The 19,555-nt window shown below is 40.6% G+C and carries 16 protein-coding genes, 1 tRNA gene and 1 other RNA gene; 11 read left to right on the forward strand and 7 right to left on the reverse strand.

The genetic code is table 11. The features are described 5' to 3' along the window. Positions 1–402: 402 nt before the first annotated feature. Positions 403–1,746 carry an ATP-binding protein gene (locus BP621_RS09350; protein ID WP_292389359.1) on the reverse strand — a complete coding sequence of 448 codons (1,344 nt, stop codon included), beginning with the start codon at positions 1,744–1,746 and terminating at the stop codon, positions 403–405. Between the two features lie 843 nt (positions 1,747–2,589). On the opposite strand from BP621_RS09350, the gene BP621_RS09355 reads away from it, so the two are divergent. Next, positions 2,590–3,204, forward strand: a complete 615-nt coding sequence (locus tag BP621_RS09355; RefSeq protein ID WP_292389360.1) for a flavin reductase family protein — start codon at positions 2,590–2,592, stop codon at positions 3,202–3,204. Between the two features lie 90 nt (positions 3,205–3,294). Then, complete coding sequence (locus BP621_RS09360) at positions 3,295–4,026, forward strand: flavodoxin family protein (RefSeq protein ID WP_292389361.1); 732 nt, start codon at positions 3,295–3,297, stop codon at positions 4,024–4,026. A 196-nt stretch (positions 4,027–4,222) separates the two neighbouring features. On the opposite strand, the gene BP621_RS09365 is transcribed toward BP621_RS09360, so the two are convergent. From BP621_RS09365 to BP621_RS09375, 3 genes are all read right to left on the reverse strand, one after another. Further along, positions 4,223–5,977: an ABC transporter ATP-binding protein gene (locus BP621_RS09365; RefSeq protein ID WP_292389363.1), complete on the reverse strand. Its 1,755-nt coding sequence runs from the start codon at positions 5,975–5,977 to the stop codon at positions 4,223–4,225. A 518-nt stretch (positions 5,978–6,495) separates the two neighbouring features. Continuing rightward, on the reverse strand, positions 6,496–7,239 hold the full coding sequence (locus BP621_RS09370; RefSeq protein ID WP_292389365.1) for a geranylgeranylglyceryl/heptaprenylglyceryl phosphate synthase: 744 nt from the start codon (positions 7,237–7,239) through the stop codon (positions 6,496–6,498). Between the two features lie 6 nt (positions 7,240–7,245). Further along, positions 7,246–7,395 (reverse strand): 50S ribosomal protein L40e, encoded by a 150-nt coding sequence (locus BP621_RS09375; protein ID WP_011305703.1) that lies wholly within the window; start codon positions 7,393–7,395, stop codon positions 7,246–7,248. 428 nt (positions 7,396–7,823) lie between these two features. Between BP621_RS09375 and purB the strand changes: the two genes are divergently transcribed. Continuing rightward, positions 7,824–9,170, forward strand: coding sequence for an adenylosuccinate lyase (gene purB, locus BP621_RS09380; protein ID WP_292389367.1), 1,347 nt, complete (start codon positions 7,824–7,826; stop codon positions 9,168–9,170). A 216-nt stretch (positions 9,171–9,386) separates the two neighbouring features. Here the strand turns inward: purB and BP621_RS09385 are convergent, their stop codons facing one another. Next, the gene (locus BP621_RS09385) at positions 9,387–11,012 is read right to left on the reverse strand and encodes a methylamine methyltransferase corrinoid protein reductive activase (RefSeq protein ID WP_292389369.1); all 1,626 of its coding nucleotides are present in this window, start codon (positions 11,010–11,012) and stop codon (positions 9,387–9,389) included. A gap of 404 nt (positions 11,013–11,416) precedes the next feature. Between BP621_RS09385 and ffs the strand changes: the two genes are divergently transcribed. The 8 genes from ffs to BP621_RS09425 all read left to right on the forward strand — a co-directional run bounded on the left by ffs (position 11,417) and on the right by BP621_RS09425 (position 17,801). Continuing rightward, positions 11,417–11,731, forward strand: an RNA gene (ffs, locus tag BP621_RS09390) — signal recognition particle sRNA. Positions 11,732–11,887: 156 nt separating this feature from the next. Then, positions 11,888–11,972 (forward strand) — tRNA-Ser (locus tag BP621_RS09395). Positions 11,973–12,304: 332 nt separating this feature from the next. Then, positions 12,305–14,296: a monovalent cation:proton antiporter family protein gene (locus BP621_RS09400; RefSeq protein WP_292389370.1), complete on the forward strand. Its 1,992-nt coding sequence runs from the start codon at positions 12,305–12,307 to the stop codon at positions 14,294–14,296. A 424-nt stretch (positions 14,297–14,720) separates the two neighbouring features. Continuing rightward, positions 14,721–14,978, forward strand: a complete 258-nt coding sequence (locus BP621_RS09405) for a type II toxin-antitoxin system RelE/ParE family toxin (RefSeq protein ID WP_292389372.1) — start codon at positions 14,721–14,723, stop codon at positions 14,976–14,978. Positions 14,979–16,088: 1,110 nt separating this feature from the next. Beyond that, positions 16,089–16,472 carry a DUF2178 domain-containing protein gene (locus BP621_RS09410; RefSeq protein WP_292389373.1) on the forward strand — a complete coding sequence of 128 codons (384 nt, stop codon included), beginning with the start codon at positions 16,089–16,091 and terminating at the stop codon, positions 16,470–16,472. A 90-nt stretch (positions 16,473–16,562) separates the two neighbouring features. Beyond that, positions 16,563–16,787, forward strand: a complete 225-nt coding sequence (locus tag BP621_RS09415) for a helix-turn-helix transcriptional regulator (RefSeq protein ID WP_292389375.1) — start codon at positions 16,563–16,565, stop codon at positions 16,785–16,787. Positions 16,788–17,222: 435 nt separating this feature from the next. After that, positions 17,223–17,402 (forward strand): MM0924 family protein, encoded by a 180-nt coding sequence (locus tag BP621_RS09420; protein WP_292389376.1) that lies wholly within the window; start codon positions 17,223–17,225, stop codon positions 17,400–17,402. 222 nt (positions 17,403–17,624) lie between these two features. Continuing rightward, entirely contained in the window at positions 17,625–17,801 is a 177-nt protein-coding gene (locus BP621_RS09425; protein WP_292389377.1) for an MM0924 family protein, read from the forward strand. Positions 17,802–18,033: 232 nt separating this feature from the next. On the opposite strand, the gene speB is transcribed toward BP621_RS09425, so the two are convergent. Next, entirely contained in the window at positions 18,034–18,909 is an 876-nt protein-coding gene (gene speB, locus BP621_RS09430) for an agmatinase (protein ID WP_292389379.1), read from the reverse strand. A gap of 82 nt (positions 18,910–18,991) precedes the next feature. Next, positions 18,992–19,378 (reverse strand): translation initiation factor IF-5A, encoded by a 387-nt coding sequence (locus tag BP621_RS09435; protein WP_292389381.1) that lies wholly within the window; start codon positions 19,376–19,378, stop codon positions 18,992–18,994. Positions 19,379–19,555 lie beyond the last annotated feature (177 nt).

The following is a 19,555-nucleotide window of genomic DNA, read 5'->3' on the forward strand; positions in this document are numbered from 1 at the left end:
CTGCAAATTATAACAACGGAATAAATAAGCACGAAAATATAGTAAGCAATATGTATATTCAGTCCACTGAGGAAACTCAGGGTGAGAGTTTGAGTATGTTTGCTCCAAGTTTAATACTTGTTGTCGTCGCCGGTGCAGGTATGCTAGTTTACAGAAAGAAGAAGCAGAGAAGAAAATGAGTAACATGCTGATTTACAGAAGGGAGAAACAGAGCAGAAAATGGACACACCTAGAGGAACAAAAACCCTTGGAAAATTAACTTTTGTAAGTTTTGAATGTAGTACAGCTTAGGCAGATATCCTGAAACATTCGGGGTAGTTTCAGGCTGCACTCGACCTTTTCGATTCTATCCGGATAAAGTGTGCAAGATGGTTATTAATCCCAGTCTTAGCCAATCTCCTTTCAAATTATCTCTTTCTTATTCATAGGAAGAGTAAAGATAAACGTGCTTCCTTTTTCTCCCTTTGATTCCACCCAGATTTTTCCTCCGTGAAGATCTACGAAGTTTTTAGCAATATAAAGTCCAAGTCCGGTTCCACCGTATCCCCTGGTTGTGGAAAGATCTGCCTGAATAAAAGGCATAAGCATCCTTTCATGATCCTCTTTTGACAACCCCACTCCGCTATCCGAAACTTTAATCTCGAGCATCCCTTCCTTTTTGAGAGCATTTACAGTGACCTTTTTCTTTTCAGGAGTGAGTTTTATAGCATTATTCATTAGGCTGTACAGGATCTGTCTCAGCTTTGTCCTGTCAGCCTGGACGTTCTCAAGGGAGGCATCGACCTTTACTTCTACACTGACTTTCTTATTCGAGGCAAATGAGAGAAGACTCATTCTTATCTCTCCTAGAAGGCTGGCAATATCTACATCCTCATAGTTAAGGTTCCTTTCCCCGGCTTCGAGCCTTGAGATATCAAGTAGGTTATTAATAATTTCCAGAAGGTTATTCCCGCTTATGAGAATATTACTTACATATTTTGATTGCCTTGTGTTAAGGGACCCGAAAGCCCCTTCTAGCAGCAAATCGGAGAAACCTATAACCGAGTTAAGGGGAGTCCGAAGCTCATGACTCATGTTAACTATCAGCCCGTTTTTGATCCAGGTTGGGGCATCTATATCTTTTTCCACTTTGGGAAAATTATTTTTCAGCTCTATTTCTTCTTCCAGACTTCTCAAACGCTCCCATTTTCCATTTCTTTTGGCAAAAACGCTGTTTTCCTCCATTAACTCAAGCAGGGCTCTACCTGAAAGTTCTTCAAGAGGAAGGGTATAGAGAAGTGTGACACTTTTATTATTTTCTAAAGCCACCGTTTCAATGGTCTTTCCACATATCCCGAGACAGGACTTAAGAGAATTTTCAGTATTTTTAATCTCAAAATTCACTCTAAATCCTGAAAATCCTCCAGAAAGGGTTTTCTTATATCCTTTTTCTGCGAGTTCTGTTACTGCTGACGCAAGAATAGTAAGATTTTCCGGGAACGGGTTAGCCGGCAGAATTTCTAACTGAGATGAAGTGAGATAACGCTCGACATCCACTCCTGCCTTCTTAAGTTCATTCTTTGCCCCTTCAATGGCCAGTTTATCCGGGGAAAACCATAAGCAATACTCTCCCCCTTCAATTCCTTCCTTAAAATAGGTAACAAGTAGTTCTATCAATCCTTCGACGTCCTCATACACGGCAGAGATCTGGTGACTCTGCGGAGCTTTTGAAGAAAATCCGGAGTCTTCGACAATATTTTTCCTCAAAATCTTTCCCCTCCATATTCTAACTGCGTTTCAATGTTATGCAACTGGTCTTGAATGGAGTATGAGACAGAGTCTAAAGAAGCAAATTTTAATGTTCAGCAATTTCAGGCGACTTAAGCGATTTAACCCATCTAAAGAGTTTAGGGCAACACAATCCTCTTTCTAAACTTATGACACTTATACATACGCTTCATTTTTTATATGTATATTACGAACATATATAAGAAATATCCTAAATAGCTGATACAGTTCTTTTAAAAGCAGTTATATATTTGAGAATTTAGTATTTATTGGGTTTTGGGAACCTTACGAGATGAAATCTTAGGAGATGAAATCTTAGGAAATGAAACCTTAGGAAATGAAACCTTAGGAAACGAAACCGTACGAAACGGAACAGTACGGAATACGTCTTAATTTTAAATATTCGCAAACATATTCTGTATTTCCCTACCGTATCTGAAGATTGAAGCTCGGCTTACTTGAAGTTTCAAACAGAGTCACGGCATCAAGGGTGGAAACTTCCCTACCATAGTATAATCTGCATTCAAACTTATAGTATAATCTTGCATTCAGACTTATAGTATAATCTTGCATTCAAACTTATACAGGGCATTTTTTCTCTGGATAATTATGTCCTAATTTATATATTGATAAAAACCGGAATACTAATTATGTATCTTGAAAATAACTGAAAATAGGATTTTTCGATTTAATCTTTGCCGGCAGAATTCGGTACTATTAATTTAAGTCGATGCCAGTATTGATCTGCGCAGCTTTGAGGAGGACTAAAATACGGAGATTGGAGAGAAAAAGGCCATTGGAGCCAGAGATTTTCTTTACCCTATGCCCATTACCCTCGTAGGGGCTTGTGTAAATGGAAAGCCGAATTACCTGACAGTCGCTTTTTGCGGAGTCGTACAGTCAATCCCTCCCATGATCGCGGTGACCCTGGGGAAAATGCACCATACAAATGAAGGAATAAGGGAAAACCAGTGCTTCAGTGTAAATATTCCTTCCCGGGATATGGTGGAGGTTACGGACTACTGTGGTATAGTCTCAGGAAAAAGGACCGATAAATCCGAAGTTTTCGAAACCTTCTACGGAAAACTTGAAAAAGCCCCAATGATCCGGGAATGTCCGGTGAATCTTGAGTGTAGACTTGTAGATATCTTGGATCTAGGAGGCGCGAGCGAGGTTTTCATAGGGAGGATTGTTGAAAGTTATGCAGAGGAAAGGTATCTCTGTAATAAAATTCCTGATATTGAAAAGATTAAGCCTATAGTTTTTTCCATTTATGATAATAACTACTGGGCAATAGGTGAGCACCTGGGCAAGGCCTGGTCTGCCGGGAAAAGATTTGCTGAGGACGATAAAGAAAAAAGAGCTGAAAACAATGAGCTGAAGGAAGATAAATCTCCTCGCAGGTGTGATTGGAAGGAAATAAGTAAAAACGCATAAGTGTAAAATTGGCCTTTTATCGAAAAGGCTGTTGGGAACATTCTCTTCAGCTCACAGATTATTTATTCAAGGGGAAAGGGGGATTAGTACGTGAAAATAATAGTATTCAGCGGGAGCCATAAGGGCAGGGAAGGAAACACTCTAATTATGGTAGAGGAATTTCTGAAAGGAGCAGAAGAAGCCGGGGCAGAAACTGAAAACATTTTCCTGATCGAAAAAAGAATTGAATATTGCAAAGGAAAATTTGAATGCTGGCTTAAGACCCCTGGAAGTTGCACAATCAGGGATGATATGGATGATCTGCTTCCCAAGTTTGTGGCCTCGGACATTGCAGTATTCGCATGTCCCGTGTATTTCGATAATATCCCGGCTGTTATGAAAAACTTCATAGATAGACTTGCTCCTGTGCTTTTGCCTCATTTTGAAGAAGACGAAATTGGGGAATACAGGCACTCAAAACGCTATGAAAAGCTTCCAAAAATCGCCGTGATATCAAACGCCGGGCTGCCGGGCCAGATAAACTTTGAGGTCGAAAGCCTTTTTTTCAAGCGGCTTGCAAGAACTTTTCACACTGAACTCATTGCGGAGATTTACAGAGGGGAAGGAGAAATCTTCAGGGGAAAAAGCAATATCATGCTAAAACCTCTCCTGGGAAAATATAAGAAAGTTCTTAGATGCGCAGGAAGAGAACTTGTAGAAAACCAGAGACTCTCCGAAAAAACAATCCGAGAACTCGAAAAATCAATTGTGCCTGCAAGCCTGTATATAAAATTCGGGAACGAAGAATGGGATCGGCTTTGCGAAGAAAACAAGCTTGAGTAAACAACTCTGTAAAAAAAGAAAAATTGCAAACTTTAGGTACGATCAAAATAAATTAAAAACAAGCCTTTTGAAAAAAGGCTTGACAGAAAACGTCTCAATATTTGAATTTGAATACCTTATTCCCAAACCCTATCGGCGTGATCAACCGGCGCAACGGTTGCAGAACAACGGTTGCTAAAAACCTTCTGGTTGTTTATTAATTAGTCTCCAAACTACCTTCGACAAGGTCTTCCATGCTGTGTTCCATGTAAGGGGCATTGCTCCTGTTGATCAGTTCCTGACAGATTTCTGCCGGCTTTCCGTCCATTGAAAGAGCTCCGTTATCAATCAATACAGCCCTGTGGGAGACTTCCCGAACAAAATCCATGTGGTGGCTCACAAGCACAATGGTTGTGCCAAAGCGTTCATTAATTCTTTTTAAAGAGTTTGTGACATCCCTGAGGGTTACAGGATCAAGGTCTCCGAAGGGCTCGTCAAGCATGAGGTACTCGGGAGATGTTGCAAGACTTAAGGCAATGAAAGCCCTTACATGCTCACCTCCGCTGATCTGATAAGGAGTTTTGTCAAGAATTTCCATTGGAAGGTCAAGGGCTTCAAATACTGGCCTTGCATAGGCATCAACATCAGTTATTGGGATCGTCGGAAAGAGTTCGAAATAGATGGTATCACTCAGATTCAGTTCCTGCAGTGCGGTTTCTTTCTCTTCTTCGGGCATGTCAGGTAGGCGGTATATGGTATCAAGGGTCTCATCCGAAAGCCCCATCTCCCTGGCTTTACCCCTTGCATATTCGATTGCACCCAGCTTTTTCATGCTTAGCCTGAACCTGATCTGATCCCTGACCGTTGAGTTCACGGACATAGAGAATTCCTGGTTCATAATACTCATAATCCTCCGGAGCTCCACGCGCTTTTTGCTATACTCGGTGACATCTACCCAGTCCCCATTGCAGAGATACTCGACGGTTCCGCTCTTAGGCTTTACAAGCCCTTCCATGAGTTTCATAAGGGTTGTTTTTCCAGCTCCCGATGATCCGATAAAAGCCAGAATTTCTCCCCTGTAAATGTCGAGAGAAAAATCTTTGATATTAAGGACTTCTCCCATCCTGATGATGGAATAACGTTTTGAAATTTCCTTAACCTTGATGCAAGCTTCTTTCCTCGCGGGTTCCGCAAGCTCTTCCTTTGGCTTCATATCCCTGAGGAAATTTTTAAGTACCAGAGACGGTTCTCCGTCGGCTGCAATTTTTCCATTTTCAAGGAAGATTAGCCTGTCGGCAAGATAAGCGTGAATTTCCGGCAGGTGAGAAACTACTATAATTGGGATATTCAACTTCTTTTTCAGGCTCTTTATTACATCAAGGACTTCCTGTTTTGTGTCGGGCCCGGTCATTGTAACGGGTTCATCGAGGAGAAGGAGTTTCGGCTTTGCGGCAAGCTGTCTTGCCATTACAACTCTTTGTTTTTCTCCTCCGCTCAGTAGATTGGTGGAATGAAGCGCCTTATCCTCCAAACCCACGAGTTTTAGATACTCCATTGCTTCTTTAAACAGCTCGTCGTAGTCATTAGCTACGCTGTGCGGAAGATATTCATTCTTTGGAAGGGCTTCATACCCTACTCGAAGGTAATTTAACTTTCTTATAATATTTTCAATAGCAGGCCCGTTCCAGAGCCCGAAGTTTCGCTGGAGGTGTATTGCGCTTACGCTCTTCAGAAACTTTTCCCCTTCAATCCCTGAAGCAGGCGTTATAATTTTTCCATCTACTTCTACAGTTCCCTCCTGAAAGGGCTCAACTCCCCGAATGATGCGTAACAATGTCGATTTTCCGCTTCCGCTTCGACCTGTTATCCCGAGAATTTCTCCATTCTCCACCGTGAGGTCAATATGATCCAGCACTCTTATCTTTTCGGAACGTACCTCATAATCTTTAACCAGGTTGGAAACTCTGAGCATAATCATACCTTTTAGTGTTAATCGCAAGTTAATGCTGATCCAAAATATGTTCTGCAACTCTGCCAATTACGCGTAATAATTTGTCTTTTTTCGCTGCAATTTTCGGATGCTTTTACGTCAGTAGAATTTATACTAAAATAGGAGTCAGATATTACCTTATAACTATTTATTACAATCGGCTGCTATAACTTGACTTAGACAGTCTTAAAAATAACTATGGAAAATCAAAATTCTCAGAGGCCTCGCATCAATTTAGAACTAAAAGAAGAGCTTTCTAGAATGAAAGAGTTACTTACTGCTTGATTTTATCGATTTTGGCCCTAAAGGAATATGATTAAGCAAATAAGCATACTTTATATCTTTTCGAGTGTTAAAGAAAAACTGTGTTCCGGAAAAAAATAACTTGAAAGAATAAGTAATTTAGAAGAACGGCAGAATTAAATAAGAATTAAATAAGTCTTAAATAAGTATATCACGCTTAAAAGCAGGCAGCACGTCCTGAATCTTATTTTAAGGGTTCATCTTTTTATGGCTGACACAAGCTCAGCCACTTTTGCAGTAACGTCCCTTACTTCTTCAAGAACGGTACCGGTAACTATCATATCCGCACCTGCCGATGCACAGAGTTTTGCAGCCTCTGCATCTCTAATACCGCCGCCAACAATGAGTTTGTTTTCCCCAAGCACTTGCTTGACAGCTCCTATCATCTCAGGATTGATAGGCTTGTCAGCTCCGGATCCGGCTTCAAGGTAGGTATAATGCATTCCAAGGTATTTGCCTGCGAGGGCATATACTGCGGCAATTTCAGGTTTCTTCCTGGGAATCAGTTTTGCGTCCCCTACCCAGCCAACAGTCCCTCCAGGTTCGACTATAAGGTATGCCATGGAGATAGGTTCTATCTGGCTCTTGTAGACAAGCGGAGCTCCCAGCACCTGGTTTGTGATCACATACCCTAGATCTCTTGAGTTTAGAAGGCTCATGAAAAATACGGCATCTGCATACCTGCTAAGCCCGGCTGAACTTCCTGGGAAAAGAATGGTGGGGACATCTACTTTTTCTTTTATCTTTATGACGGTTTCATCAAGCAGAGTTCCCGACGCTCCGGTTGAGCCTCCTATCATGATGGCGTCGGTGCCTCCCTTAACTGCTGCAAGGGCGATTTCAGCGGCTCGTTCAGGCGTTTGGGAAGCGGGATCGATAAGGGTAAGATGAACTTTTCCTTCTTGATCAATGATTTTCTGAAGGTGTGCTTCCACCTGCAAAAAAGATCATGCTCCCTTGGATTCCTTGGATTTTACCCGAAGAGCACTATAGCCGCATTTTCTGCAGCGGGTTGCCCTTATTGCATTCCTAGCATTACATCTCATGCAAATTTTTTTATTTAATAATCTTTCTTCTGCTTCTGGAAAACGACCCATTTTTGTCACCTGCTATTATTTTTCAATATTGATAAGGTATATAGCCCGCTTAATGGATGTTAAGGAATATAACGTTTTTCATCAAAAAAGTCCGCCTTTTATTGAGTTTGCAAGCTTCTTTTCTTATATTTTTAGAATAATCTTCGTTTTTCCTATCCTGCTAACTCAAAGCTTATTTATTGCTTAGGTTGTTTATTCTCTGCCCTGCATGCTTAAACCAAGACTGAAACTGTAATTAAGTTGACATTGGACTGCGGTAAAGTTAACATTGAAATTATATAACGCTGATAACCATTTACAGCTAAAATCGTTATTTAAAATTAAAATCGTTATTTAAAGCCAAAACGTTCAGGTCCTAAGTGTAATTCTAGGGTTAATTTAACTCTTTAGGGTTTATTTAATTTCTTGTCTTATAAATGGTGATTTATGTGTTGATTCATCCTATAGACTACCGGTATGGTACAGCAGAAATGAAACATGTGTGGAGCCAGGAAAACAGACTTGCCAAGCTCCTTCAAGTCGAGGCGGCCCTTGCCCGCGCCGAAGCGGATATGGGTTTGATCCCCGCAGATTCGGCTGAGATTATATCTGAAAGTATCTCTTCCGTAAAAGCCGAGAGAGTTGACGAAATTGAAGCCGAGATCCATCATGATATGATGGCTGTGGTCACTGCGATTTCTGAACAGTGCAGAGATGACGCTGGAAAATGGGTACATTTCGGAGCCACTTCAAACGATATCCTGGACACGGCAACAGCTCTCCAGATTAAGGATGCAATTGATCTTCTGGAAGATAAACTCAAAACTCTGCTCGGGGTTCTTGTTGACAAGGCCGAAGCCCACAAGCATACGGTCTGCTGCGGAAGAACTCATGGACAGATTGGGGTTCCGACAACATACGGACTGCGTTTTGCTATATGGGCTTCAGAAATTTCAAGGCATCTGGATCGTCTCCATCAGCTCACACCAAGAGCAACTGTAGGGCAGATGACAGGTGCAGTTGGGACCCAGGCTGCGTTTGGAAAAGCCGGGATTCTTATCCAGAAACTTACAATGCAGTACCTTGGAATCGGCGCTGTAGATGTTTCCAGCCAGATCATTCAGAGGGATAGGCACGCCGAGTTTGTAATGTGGATGGCAAACACGGTCACGACTCTGGATAAGATCGGTATAGAAATAAGGACTCTCCAGCGCAGTGAAATTGCTGAAATCGAAGAGAGTTTTGGAAAAAAGCAGGTAGGTTCATCTACCATGCCCCATAAGCGCAATCCTATAAAGTCCGAGCAGATATGTGGGCTTGCAAGGATTGTAAGAGCTATGGTCGAGCCCGAACTCCTTAACAATACCCTGTGGGATGAAAGGGATCTGACCAACTCTTCCTCCGAGCGGGTAGTTTTCCCTGAAGCCTGCGTGCTTACGGATCACATCCTTAAGCTCGGGATAAACGTAATTGAAAACTTGAAATTCTATCCTGAAAACATTCGGAGAAATCTGGAATTGCTCAAGGGCCTCAATATGGGAGAAGCTGTAATGATTGAGCTTGCAAAAAGAGGAGTAGGCAGGCAGGAAGCCCATGAGCTTGTGCGGACTGCAGCAATGAAAGCTCACGATACAGGACAGCACTTCAAAACAGTACTTCTGGAAACTCCTGATATTGCAAGATATTTAACTGCTACAGATATCGAAAGTCTCGTAAATCCCGACAAATATATAGGAACTGCAGTTGAACAGGTTGAAGTACTTGTTGCAAAACTTCGTGAAACTTATTCCCTCTAACTTACTTTCTCTAATCTTTTTTAATCTTTCGTTTTTTCAAGAGGTTACAGGAGGTTATTTTCTCTGGTTATCGTAATCTCCGTTTATTTTCGTGTATTTCCGTTTATTTCCACTTATTTCCCCCTTAATCTGCATAAGCTGTCTATTACCCTATATTTTTTTGATTCCATTGGAGGATTTAGAAGTCGCCTGACCAGAGACCCTTAGTATACTTTCTCATGCCTCTAATGCCTGTTGTAACGGTTTGAATATTTTAAAGTTTTTCCAGTTGAATTTGTCTGGAGGGCAGGTCTTTATGCACTTCTGGCAATGAGCACCTTCACAAAGATCAGTACCTATTATAATCCTGTTTTCCTCGTCGATTGTTATGGCATTATTTGGGCAGACTCTTATGCACTTTTTGCATTCAGGGCAGTCGACAAGCATAGTCATATATGTTCCGGATCTTTCCATTATATGTAATCCTTCGTCTCCAAGCACTGGAATGTCTTTCTTTACGCGTTTCTCAATGACAGGATTATCTATAGGGTCACCAAGGCCTGGAAGTCCTTTCTTTTTTAGATATTTCTTAAACATCTTGAAGGGCATACCTTCTTCCCAATAAGCAATTTCTAAAATATACGCATCCCGAAACTGTGTGGTAGTCGCAAGCATTATATGTGTGTCCGCCATCTGGTTTGCAATATCCTGGAGTTCCCAGAGTCTTTCTTCCGAAAGCAGGATTTCACGAGCAACTGCAAGTGAAGTATTTCCAAGCTGGCAAATTTTTCCTGTAGTGTATGGGATCAAGCCGATTTTCTGAGCTTTTGCAGCATCCATGTAAGTGCCTGCAGCTCCTGCCATATAAGCAGTATCAATATCTGTCAGTTCGATACCTGCAGTTGCACACAGTGTAATATGCCCTGCACGAATAGCCCCTATAGCTTTTCCGGCTTCTTTCAGATCTCTTTCAGAGAAATCCATCCCGTTTTGAAGGTGAATCAGTCCGTCTGGTGTCTTAACTTTGGGGATCTCTACAAGGTCGTGTTTGATTGCTTTCTCTATGAGGGCTATAACACCTGTACCTGTAATTCCTCTGGCTTCGATTATGCCTTTTTCAATGGTGTTTCCTGTTTTTGGATCTACAAGATCTCCGGGAATAACTTCCATCTCTTCATTTAATACGTAGTTTCTTAATGCCCCATCCTCAAATTCAAAATCTGAAATTGAGTGGGGAGACGCAAGGTTCCCATGTTTTATCTGCTGTCCTTCAAGGGCTGGACCGGTTGCTGCGCAGCCCGTGTAAATGATTTCATTTACTTTCAGCGCAATTGTTCCGTAATCCGTAGCAATTGAAATTTCGTCACTATCAAGCATTCCAGATTTTACTATCAGGGCTAAGGCGTCGGCCCCAACTTCATGTTTTATTGCAGGGGGAATTACAGCTTCGCAATTAAATTCTTCAAGCCCCGGAATTTCACTGCTATGTACAATCCTTGCGTTCCTATTCTGTTCCTTTATATCGTATTTCTTTTTCTTTCGTTCCCCTGCATAGGCCAAGTCCTCAATGCTAATCCCCTGAAAGATGGACATATGGATAGGGTTTCCACAGAGAGAAATTCTCTCCAGCTCTCCACTTTCTAAATCAAGATTCTGGAGCAGATTCTTCACCGCATTTATAGAAAGTCCGTGCGCAAGATCCTCCCCGTAGCGGATTGCGAAGTCCACATGGTTCATCACGTTAGCTCCTGGGAGAGGATTTCTTAAAGTTATTGCCGTTCTTTTAATTTCTTTAGTATCGAGGTTAATTTTCTGAGCTCGATATCCACTTGTTCCCAAGTCAACTGCAACCCCATATCTCATACAAACTCCCCTACTAGTACATTGATTCCAAAATAAGTTTCTTGTTTAGCAGGAAATTTATTAATCAACAGACCAATCAAAAACTAAGATTTTATGAACGTACTTTGGAGTCAAAGCACTAGTTCTCAATATTTTGTCGGGTATTTTGATTTACTATACTAGCCGTTTGAGATTTATATTACTATTTTGAAAAATGAGATATAAATAAGGTGGTTTGTCCCTCCCTATATATTTAAGACTCGACAATTACCTTAATACTTTTTTTCAGTTTTTGAAAAATAGTTCCATTCTCTTCGTTTTTTCATTTAAGGCCGGATAAACATTCCGATCTCATTACTAAAAAACAGACAGCGGGAGGAATATGACTGGCATATCTTTATATATTAAAAGTGTCCTTGTATAGCTGATGAGCTAGTCCGGGTAGCCCGGCGTTACCTGTAACCCGAAATCGCCGATATGCGGGGGACGAAGCCAAGGGAAGATGCGTCGAAGGGACTCCAGCCTGGATTCTCAACGGAGAAGCCCCGTCCTGCTTGGACGGTGCAGGTATGCGGGTTTGCTGGAGAGCAGGTCTTCATATCCTAACTGCGGAAACCGGTCGAGGCCCGGAAGGGAGCAGACTCACTGTGGGCAACTATCGCTTGCGGGGCTGCGGGGTGGAGAAGAGATTCCAGTCTCCTGGTATCTCCAAGATTCAGCAACCTGAGGTGTGCTCATCGCTCAACATATAAGGTGATTCAGAATACATCAGGTGACTCAGTTTTATGGCACAACTATTATACTTCTTGTAAAATAGTCTTTGTTAAACCCTTCGCCTGGAAAAGATTAAATACATAAAATGCGTTTAAGGGGACGCGCTTCTTAAAGTCCTTTGTGACGAGATAGCCAAGCCCGGTATGGCGCGGGATTGCTAATCCCGTGATGCTCTGCATCCCGGGGGTTCGAGTCCCCCTCTCGTCGTTTTTTATTTTAAAGTTTTATCTAAAGGGATTATTTCATCTAAAGAGATTATTTCCTTTAATTCTCTATTTATTTGTAGTAGCCTGCGTCTTATCTATTTGTAACAGTCTGTATCTGGATTTTGTACACGATTTCATTCGAACATGCTTCCAACCTGAATTATTAATTAAGGATTCACGGTTGTTACTATCTGAAACCATCACAATATTTTAAAATATCGGAAACCCAGATTTTCCTATCTTAACTTCATGTAGCATCATATTCAGTTTTTATTATTTTTGACAGTTTACTATATAATAACATTTATATTATTTAAAAATTAATTTATATTGATGGCAACGAATCTTTTAACCGACCTCCTGATCATCTTCGGACTTTCGATTCCTGTAGTTTTTACTTTCTCAAAATTAAAAATAGCTCCACTAATTGGTTTTCTGCTTGCAGGTATTCTTGCCGGACCTTTTGGTTTTGGACTTATTCAGGATATTGAAAACATTGAATTTTTGGCCGAAATAGGAGTCGTACTCCTGCTTTTTACTATAGGCATGGAGTTTTCACTACGCGACCTTTTACAGCTTCGTAGAATCGTAGTTTTTGGAGGCGGTTTACAGCTTTCCATAACTTCAGTTGTTGTTGCTCTTATATTCATCTGGCTTGGAAATTCCAGAGAATCTTCGATTTTCCTTGGGCTTTTAGTGGCATTAAGCAGCACTGCAATTGTCCTTAAACTCTTACAGGAAAAAGGAGAAATATATAGTCTTCACGGGCGAACTTCCTTAGGAATACTTATTTTCCAGGATATCGCTGCAGTAATAATTATTCTCTTGATTCCGGTTCTTGCAGGCATCCCAGGAACCGAGAAGTCCTTTTTCGAGCTCATCCTGCAGGGACTTGGGCTTATCGTGTTCACCCTTCTAAGCGCCAGATATGTCGTTCCTTTCATCATGTACCAGGTGGCAAAGACACGGAATAATGAGCTTTTTCTCCTAAGCGTTATAGCAATAGGGCTTTCTGTCGCCTGGCTGACCTCCATGGTTGGGCTATCTCTGGCACTGGGGGCTTTTCTTGCTGGCCTGATTATCTCGGAATCTGAGTATTCGGTTCAGGCTCTTGGGAATTTAATCCCATTCAGGGACATGTTCATGAGTATTTTTTTCATTTCAATAGGGATGCTGCTTGATCTCAATATATTAAGAGAACATCTGCTCCTGATCCTGACTGCTACTCTGGCTGTGCTGCTCCTGAAGGCTCTGGCAAACAGTTTGAGCACCTTTCTCATAGGTTTTCCTTTACATACAATGATTCTGGTTGGATTTTCCCTTTCACAAGTTGGGGAGTTTTCCTTTATTCTTGCAAAAGTAGGTTTTGCAAGTGGATTAATTTCCTCTCTTATGTACCAGGAATTTCTGGATGTGGCAGTGCTTTCTATGGTGCTTACCCCTCTGTTTATGAGTATAGGGTATCGAACTACGACTTTTGCTGACTTGCTACCTTTCCCCCCAATATTAAAACAGGGTTGGTACAGTAAATTTAAAGAAAACGAATCTGAAGAGAAACCTGAAAACCATGTAATTATAGTAGGATTTGGGATAAACGGTAGAAATGTCGTGACTGCTGCAAAAGCAGCTTCAATTCCATACATAGTAATTGATATGAATCCTGAAGTCGTACGGATAGAGAAACAAAGGGAAGAGCATATTTTTTACGGTGATGCTGCTCAGAATGCTGTGCTGGAACATGCCGGCATCCAGACTGCGAAATCTGTTGTCGTGACCGCAGGTGATCCTCCGAGCGCCAAAAGAATAATTGAAGCTGCCCAAAGGTTAAATCCGGAAATCCACATCATTGCCAGAACGCATTTCCTGAGTGAGCTGGACAAATTTTATGATTTTGGGGCAGATGAAGTCATTTCTGATGAGTTTGAAAGCTCAATAGAGCTTTTCACAAGGGTGCTTCACAGATACTTAGTTCCCAGCAGTGAAATCAATTCCCTGACTTCAACATTACGTGCTGACCATTATAAGATGCTTCGAAGTCCTGACATTCCCAGGAAAAAAATCTGCGATCTGGCTCTTGATTTTGCAGATGTGGAAATCCGGAGTATCAGGGTTGGAAAATCTTCAAAAGCAGCAGGAATGACTCTTGGGAAACTCAATCTTCGGAAGAATTATGGAGTGTCTGCACTTGCAATCTCACGTAGTCATAGAATAATTCCCGGACCTGAAGCTGGGACTGAAATTCTCGCGGATGATATTCTGCTTGTGATCAGCCCACCGGAAAATCTCGATGAGGTTAGAAAGCTTTTTGAGGATAGTGTGGAATGATACTCAATCCTCTTTTAATGTTTTTACGTATCGATATATAAAATCCTTAAGTCTTTAGTCGAAGAAATAAGCGTTAATTCTTATGCGTATACGCTTTCCTTTGCAGTTGATACATCAGTGCTATTAGAATCAAATCAGGGAGCGTCTATAGAATTCCTCTCTGTAATTACAGAGCGAATCATGAGCCATAATCTTAACAGTAAGCTAGATGAATAAGTAGAACAGTGGCTTCTATTAAGGGAGAAAGAATTGATGAGAGGCTCTTTAAGGAGCTTAACCAAAAATAACTTGGAGAAATAATGGAGCATATAACGGTTATAGATAGCCTGCTAACCATAAAAGAAAAGAAATTAAGCATCCAGAAATCTGAAAACGATGAAAGAAATTAGTACCTTAAACAGATTTGAGAATGTGAGGCTCTAAAGTGTTTGAAGTCCTTCTTGATATTCCTGCTCAAGCCTTTTTGAAATCGGCAGATGAAATGACTTACTCCAGGGTCAAAGAAACTCTTGGTGAGCTTGCCCTCGATCCAGTTCCACCGCGAGCAAAAAGAATAATTGAGAGTAAGGAGAAGCTTTTCAGACTGCGATCCAGGCATTTAAGGCTGCTTTATAGAATTAATTATGAAAACCAGACTCTGGTAGTCATAATGATTGAGCCTGTAAATCGTATGTATCGTTGAAGAGGGTAAGGATTTAAATTCTTCTTCCGTCAAGTGTTACAGCAGGAAATTAGAAAAAGTATCATGAGGCAAACACAAAATACAATTTCAACGTGTCTTAAGAAATTATCTTGCATAGTTAATAATATGCAAGACAAGTATAAATTATTTTTTCAAGTTTGCCTTTTAAAACTCAGGTGTTTTTGATTGATTGGATAAGAATTTTAAATTTGTGTATATGCTTCCGATTTTTACATAATTTTTATCATTGGTACTATGAGTTAGACTATATTTTACAAAGTAATTGGACTAAACAGTAGAACTCATTAACAATTTAGTTTATCTATTTTTCCCCACCTTCCACATATGTCCTTTCAACTTTCACAAGATTTCATGCTATCGTTTTTTCTGAAAATCGCCCTGGTTACTCAAACATGTATTTTTGAAATTTTCTAAATTTTCGACCTTTTCGCCTTCATTGAAAACTTCCACACCTATTTCCCAAAGCTTCAGTTGAGATGATAACTGCAGATTTTTGAATAATTTTCAAAAAATAATAACAAGAAAAATGTTATTTTTTGAAGACCTTTACGAAAAGTCAGCGTAACTATCTTTTATTATTTTCTTTTATGCAGAATACAGCTAGCAGGCTAGCAGGCTAACAACTCCACAAATTATTTCAAAACTTCCATTAATCATACTCCCTGCTCCTCAATTAATATTCCAGATGTACACAGATGTAGAATTTATTCACTAGTTTGCCCGCTATTATCCGTTAAAGGCGAGATGCGCTTTTAAATTATTGCCCTGTGAGAAAATGGATGGTATTTTTAGGAACATCTATAGAAAGTGGGTTTTTGTAAGTTTTTAACTTTCTTCTAATGAGTATATACTTTCTACCCATTCTGTATTGAAATCTTGCTCTTCTAGTTGCCTCTCTATCAACCTTTATCCGTGTACTCTGAACAACCTCTCGACAATATTATATAGTATAATAAACTATTTACAATATGTAAAGTTTGAGTTACATATTGTCATCAAAAGTATACAATTTGTACACATATACACACATAAATATGCTGAGAGAATTAGGTTTTCATTGAAAAATCTTTATTTATGGAGGTTCTGAAAATGAAACGCAAGCAATTCAAAATAATTAACTTTCTTACTACAATGGTTATGGCAGCTGCCATTGGTTTTTCGATTTCAATAGGAAATCCTGCAATTGCCATAGCTTCCTTCATTGGGGGCATAGCTGTCGTATACCTATCAAAACGCAGACTGGAAGATATTGTGGAAGATGAGAGAATTCGCCAGGTAAGTCAAAAAGCTTCAGGGATTACACTCCAGTTCATAATTCTCAGTTTTGCCATCGGGGGTACAGTCCTTGTAGCAATGAAGGATACTTATCCAAAATATACAGATTTTGGTTTTTTCATGTCATATGCAGCTTGTACGAGTCTTGTACTTTACTCTATCTTTTATATGTATTTTAATATGAAATCAGGAGGCTAAGTTGACGGTTGGAGTTTACATATTTCCAGATTACTGGAGTATCTCGTCAGACATCCGTTTACATTCGCTTGTGAAAATATGGAGTTTTCAATGAAAAATAATATTAAAGTTTACAGGGCAATACACGATCTTACTCAGGAAACCCTGGCTGAAAAAGTAGGGGTGACAAGGCAAACCATAAATGCAATTGAAAAAGGTAAATATGATCCTTCGCTTGAACTTGCATTCAAGCTTGCCAGGCTTTTTGGCGTCCGTATTGAGGATATTTTCCTCTATGAAGGCCGTGAAGCCAAAAATTCTGAAAGAGAAGATTGATTCGCTTAATTCTAAGAGAAAAGATTTATCGTTTAAATTTGAGAATTTTTAAGGTAAAATTTCCCAGACAATTTCGAATTTAATTCTTTTTCATTAAAAGCCGGCCTCATAAGATTTCTCCAGATAAACTTAGCTTTCCCGAATTCTCTGAGCAAGTAAACCCGGAGAAACGAAGCCATATAACCATTTTTTATTTTCGGGAAAACGAGAACTAAGAACTATGCAGGCTCTGAGTAAGTAAGCTGATTTTCCTTTCAGAAATTAACGGCATTATACCCCAAAAGCAATTTTAGTTTCTAAATATATTTATATGAAATGAAAAGATAGTTACAATTAACGGACATCTGTGGATGTACAGACCGCCAGTTTCTGCCATCAAACAAACTAACAAGTAAATAAGCAAGTTACAAAGAAAATAAGCAGGAGAAAAAATCTATGATACAATCTTTTATAGTGGAACATTATCTCAACAAGGATGTAGATGTTTACTGCGGTGGGCCTGACATTTTCAAGGGAAATGTAGAAGCTTGTGCCGATAACGTTCTGACTCTCAGTAGCCAAGGGAAACTTACCCATATAGCCATCGACAAAATAATAGCCCTCTGGAGCCAATAAGCTCAAAATTTCATATTTCAATTTATTCCTGTATTATAGAGGACAAATGGATTAAGGAAAGATCTTGCGGTCTTCTCCTAAACCTAATTAGCGCTGAGAAACCTGATTAAAGCTGGAAAATTCTCTGGAAAGCTAAATTTAGTGCCTTTATCTCCATAAAATAAAGGTTATTCATTAGCGAGCCAGAGTTCAATACGTGAGAAAATACCGAGGTGTAGAGAAATGCAGCCTTTTATCGTAGAACACCTTCTAGGCGAAGTCGTAGATGTTTACTGTGGAGGCCCTGATGTTTTTAACGGAAGGGTGGAAGCCTGCGCAGACAACGTGCTCACTCTCGAGCAGAATGGAAAGTACACGCACATAGCGATTGACAAGATAATAGCCATTTGGCGCGCTTAACTGATTAAACAGCTCGTCGAATAAAAAAGATACTGGGTCCTAGGCATATTAGGTCTTGGACGTACTGAACCCTGGACGTAATGAGTCCTGAGGTATTGAACCCTGGAAAAGTTCCGAAGCTTTTTAATACTTCGTCTTTTCCAGCAGTTTTTTAAATTCAAAAGGTGAAAAATTGGAGTAATCCTACCGTAGTGTATTTTGGATCTCGGGATCACTTATTGGTTTTCTTATCTCACGTTTTTCTGCAACTCTTTGCATGGGAAGCAATAAATTCCCTCATCAATTTTGCCCCAAGCATGGCGGTTTGCCCGGAATCATATTCGGGGGCGATTTCTACGACATCAAAAGCCATTGAGAAAGGAGCAAGCATCCTTATCGCAGTCCTTACATCCCGCGCACTCAGGCCGAAAGGCTCAGGCGTGCCAAGACCGGGGGCATAAGCCGGATCTATTGCATCCATATCAAGGGAAAGATAGAGCTGGCTGCAGTCAAGCCACTCGAGGGCTTCTTTGAGGATCTCCACCATGCCTATGGATTCCACATCATCAGCTGTATAATACTTCAGGTTGTTTTCCCTAGCAAAAACCCATTCTTCTTCCGGGCCGCTTCTTATGCCTATGGAAACAAGATTCTTCGTAACGTCATTGAGAATATTTCGGGACACACAGGCATGGTTATGCTTAAATCCCCTGTACTCTTCCCGGAGGTCAAAGTGAGCGTCCAGAACAATAACCCCGAACTCCTCTCCTGCGAGTTCGGCGCAAGCCTTCACCGTAGCGAAAGTCAGCGAATGCTCTCCGCCAAGCATGATGGGAAGCTTTCCATCACTCAGGAGATCTTTTGTAGCTTCGTAGAGGCTTTGCAGGGTCTCGTCAACCAAAGCTGAAGTTTCCAGATTTCCGGCATCATAGATCGGAAGATCCACAAGATCTATGTCGAAAGTCGGGTTATAACTCTCAAAATTCGCAGAGGCCTGCCGCATAGCATCCGGAGCCCAGCGGCTACCTGCCCTGTAAGAAGATGTATTATCAAAAGGCACGCCAAAGATAACATAACGTGCAGATTCATAGTCTGCAAGAGCATCTATAAAGGAATTGGGTAAAAACATACTTTAACCTGATATGAAATTATTTGCTTAAAAAAGAGTGGCTCAGGATCTTAACCTGAGTTTTCACATTAATCTCGAAAATTTATGTCCGTATATCGAGCTTGACCTTGCCAAGGGCTGTAATGTAAGAAATCTCTTCGCCCTCTTTGACCTTATCCTTGTACTCATCAGGAATTACGATCTCAAAGGTTGAGAAATCTCCCATGTCCATGAGTTGGGCAATGTCACCGGTAATCGAGATTACCTGTGCAGTTTTTCTTTCCACAATCGGGACGTAGACTTTGGTTGCAACTGAGCCTATGAAGGAGCGCTTCTGGCCGTCAAAGAGGCCAATAGCCTCTACCCTTGCCTTTGCGGCTCCGTGTTTTCCCGGCTTGGACTTGGTAATGCTCTTTATGACGCATGCTTCGTCATCAATGATTACGTATTTCCCTTCTTTGAGTTCCTTTACTTCTACCTGCTGTTTCATAACGATTCTCCCATACGTTTTTAGATATTTATAAATAAGCTGTAAACGCCATTCCGGATTTGCCGGAGACTTCCACGGCTCCGGTAAAGTAGTATAAGAAGGCTTTTCTAATTTTTAAGCCTGACTCTTATTTTATTCATATATTGCTTAAGATCTGCATAGAAAAACTGGAAAATA

The organism is Methanosarcina sp. UBA5 (assembly GCF_002505485.1).
In the GTDB taxonomy this organism is placed as follows: Archaea; Halobacteriota; Methanosarcinia; order Methanosarcinales; family Methanosarcinaceae; genus Methanosarcina.

Coding starts and splice junctions, on each gene's coding strand:
- speB (WP_292389379.1), bottom strand. CDS start 18,909: ATGTTTTTACCCAATTCCTTTATAGATGCTCTTGCAGACTATGAATCT.
- BP621_RS09425 (WP_292389377.1), top strand. CDS start 17,625: ATGCAGCCTTTTATCGTAGAACACCTTCTAGGCGAAGTCGTAGATGTT.
- BP621_RS09435 (WP_292389381.1), bottom strand. CDS start 19,378: ATGAAACAGCAGGTAGAAGTAAAGGAACTCAAAGAAGGGAAATACGTA.
- BP621_RS09410 (WP_292389373.1), top strand. CDS start 16,089: ATGAAACGCAAGCAATTCAAAATAATTAACTTTCTTACTACAATGGTT.
- BP621_RS09385 (WP_292389369.1), bottom strand. CDS start 11,012: ATGAGATATGGGGTTGCAGTTGACTTGGGAACAAGTGGATATCGAGCT.
- BP621_RS09365 (WP_292389363.1), bottom strand. CDS start 5,977: ATGCTCAGAGTTTCCAACCTGGTTAAAGATTATGAGGTACGTTCCGAA.
- BP621_RS09415 (WP_292389375.1), top strand. CDS start 16,563: ATGAAAAATAATATTAAAGTTTACAGGGCAATACACGATCTTACTCAG.
- BP621_RS09420 (WP_292389376.1), top strand. CDS start 17,223: ATGATACAATCTTTTATAGTGGAACATTATCTCAACAAGGATGTAGAT.
- BP621_RS09355 (WP_292389360.1), top strand. CDS start 2,590: ATGCCCATTACCCTCGTAGGGGCTTGTGTAAATGGAAAGCCGAATTAC.
- BP621_RS09400 (WP_292389370.1), top strand. CDS start 12,305: ATGGCAACGAATCTTTTAACCGACCTCCTGATCATCTTCGGACTTTCG.
- BP621_RS09375 (WP_011305703.1), bottom strand. CDS start 7,395: ATGGGTCGTTTTCCAGAAGCAGAAGAAAGATTATTAAATAAAAAAATT.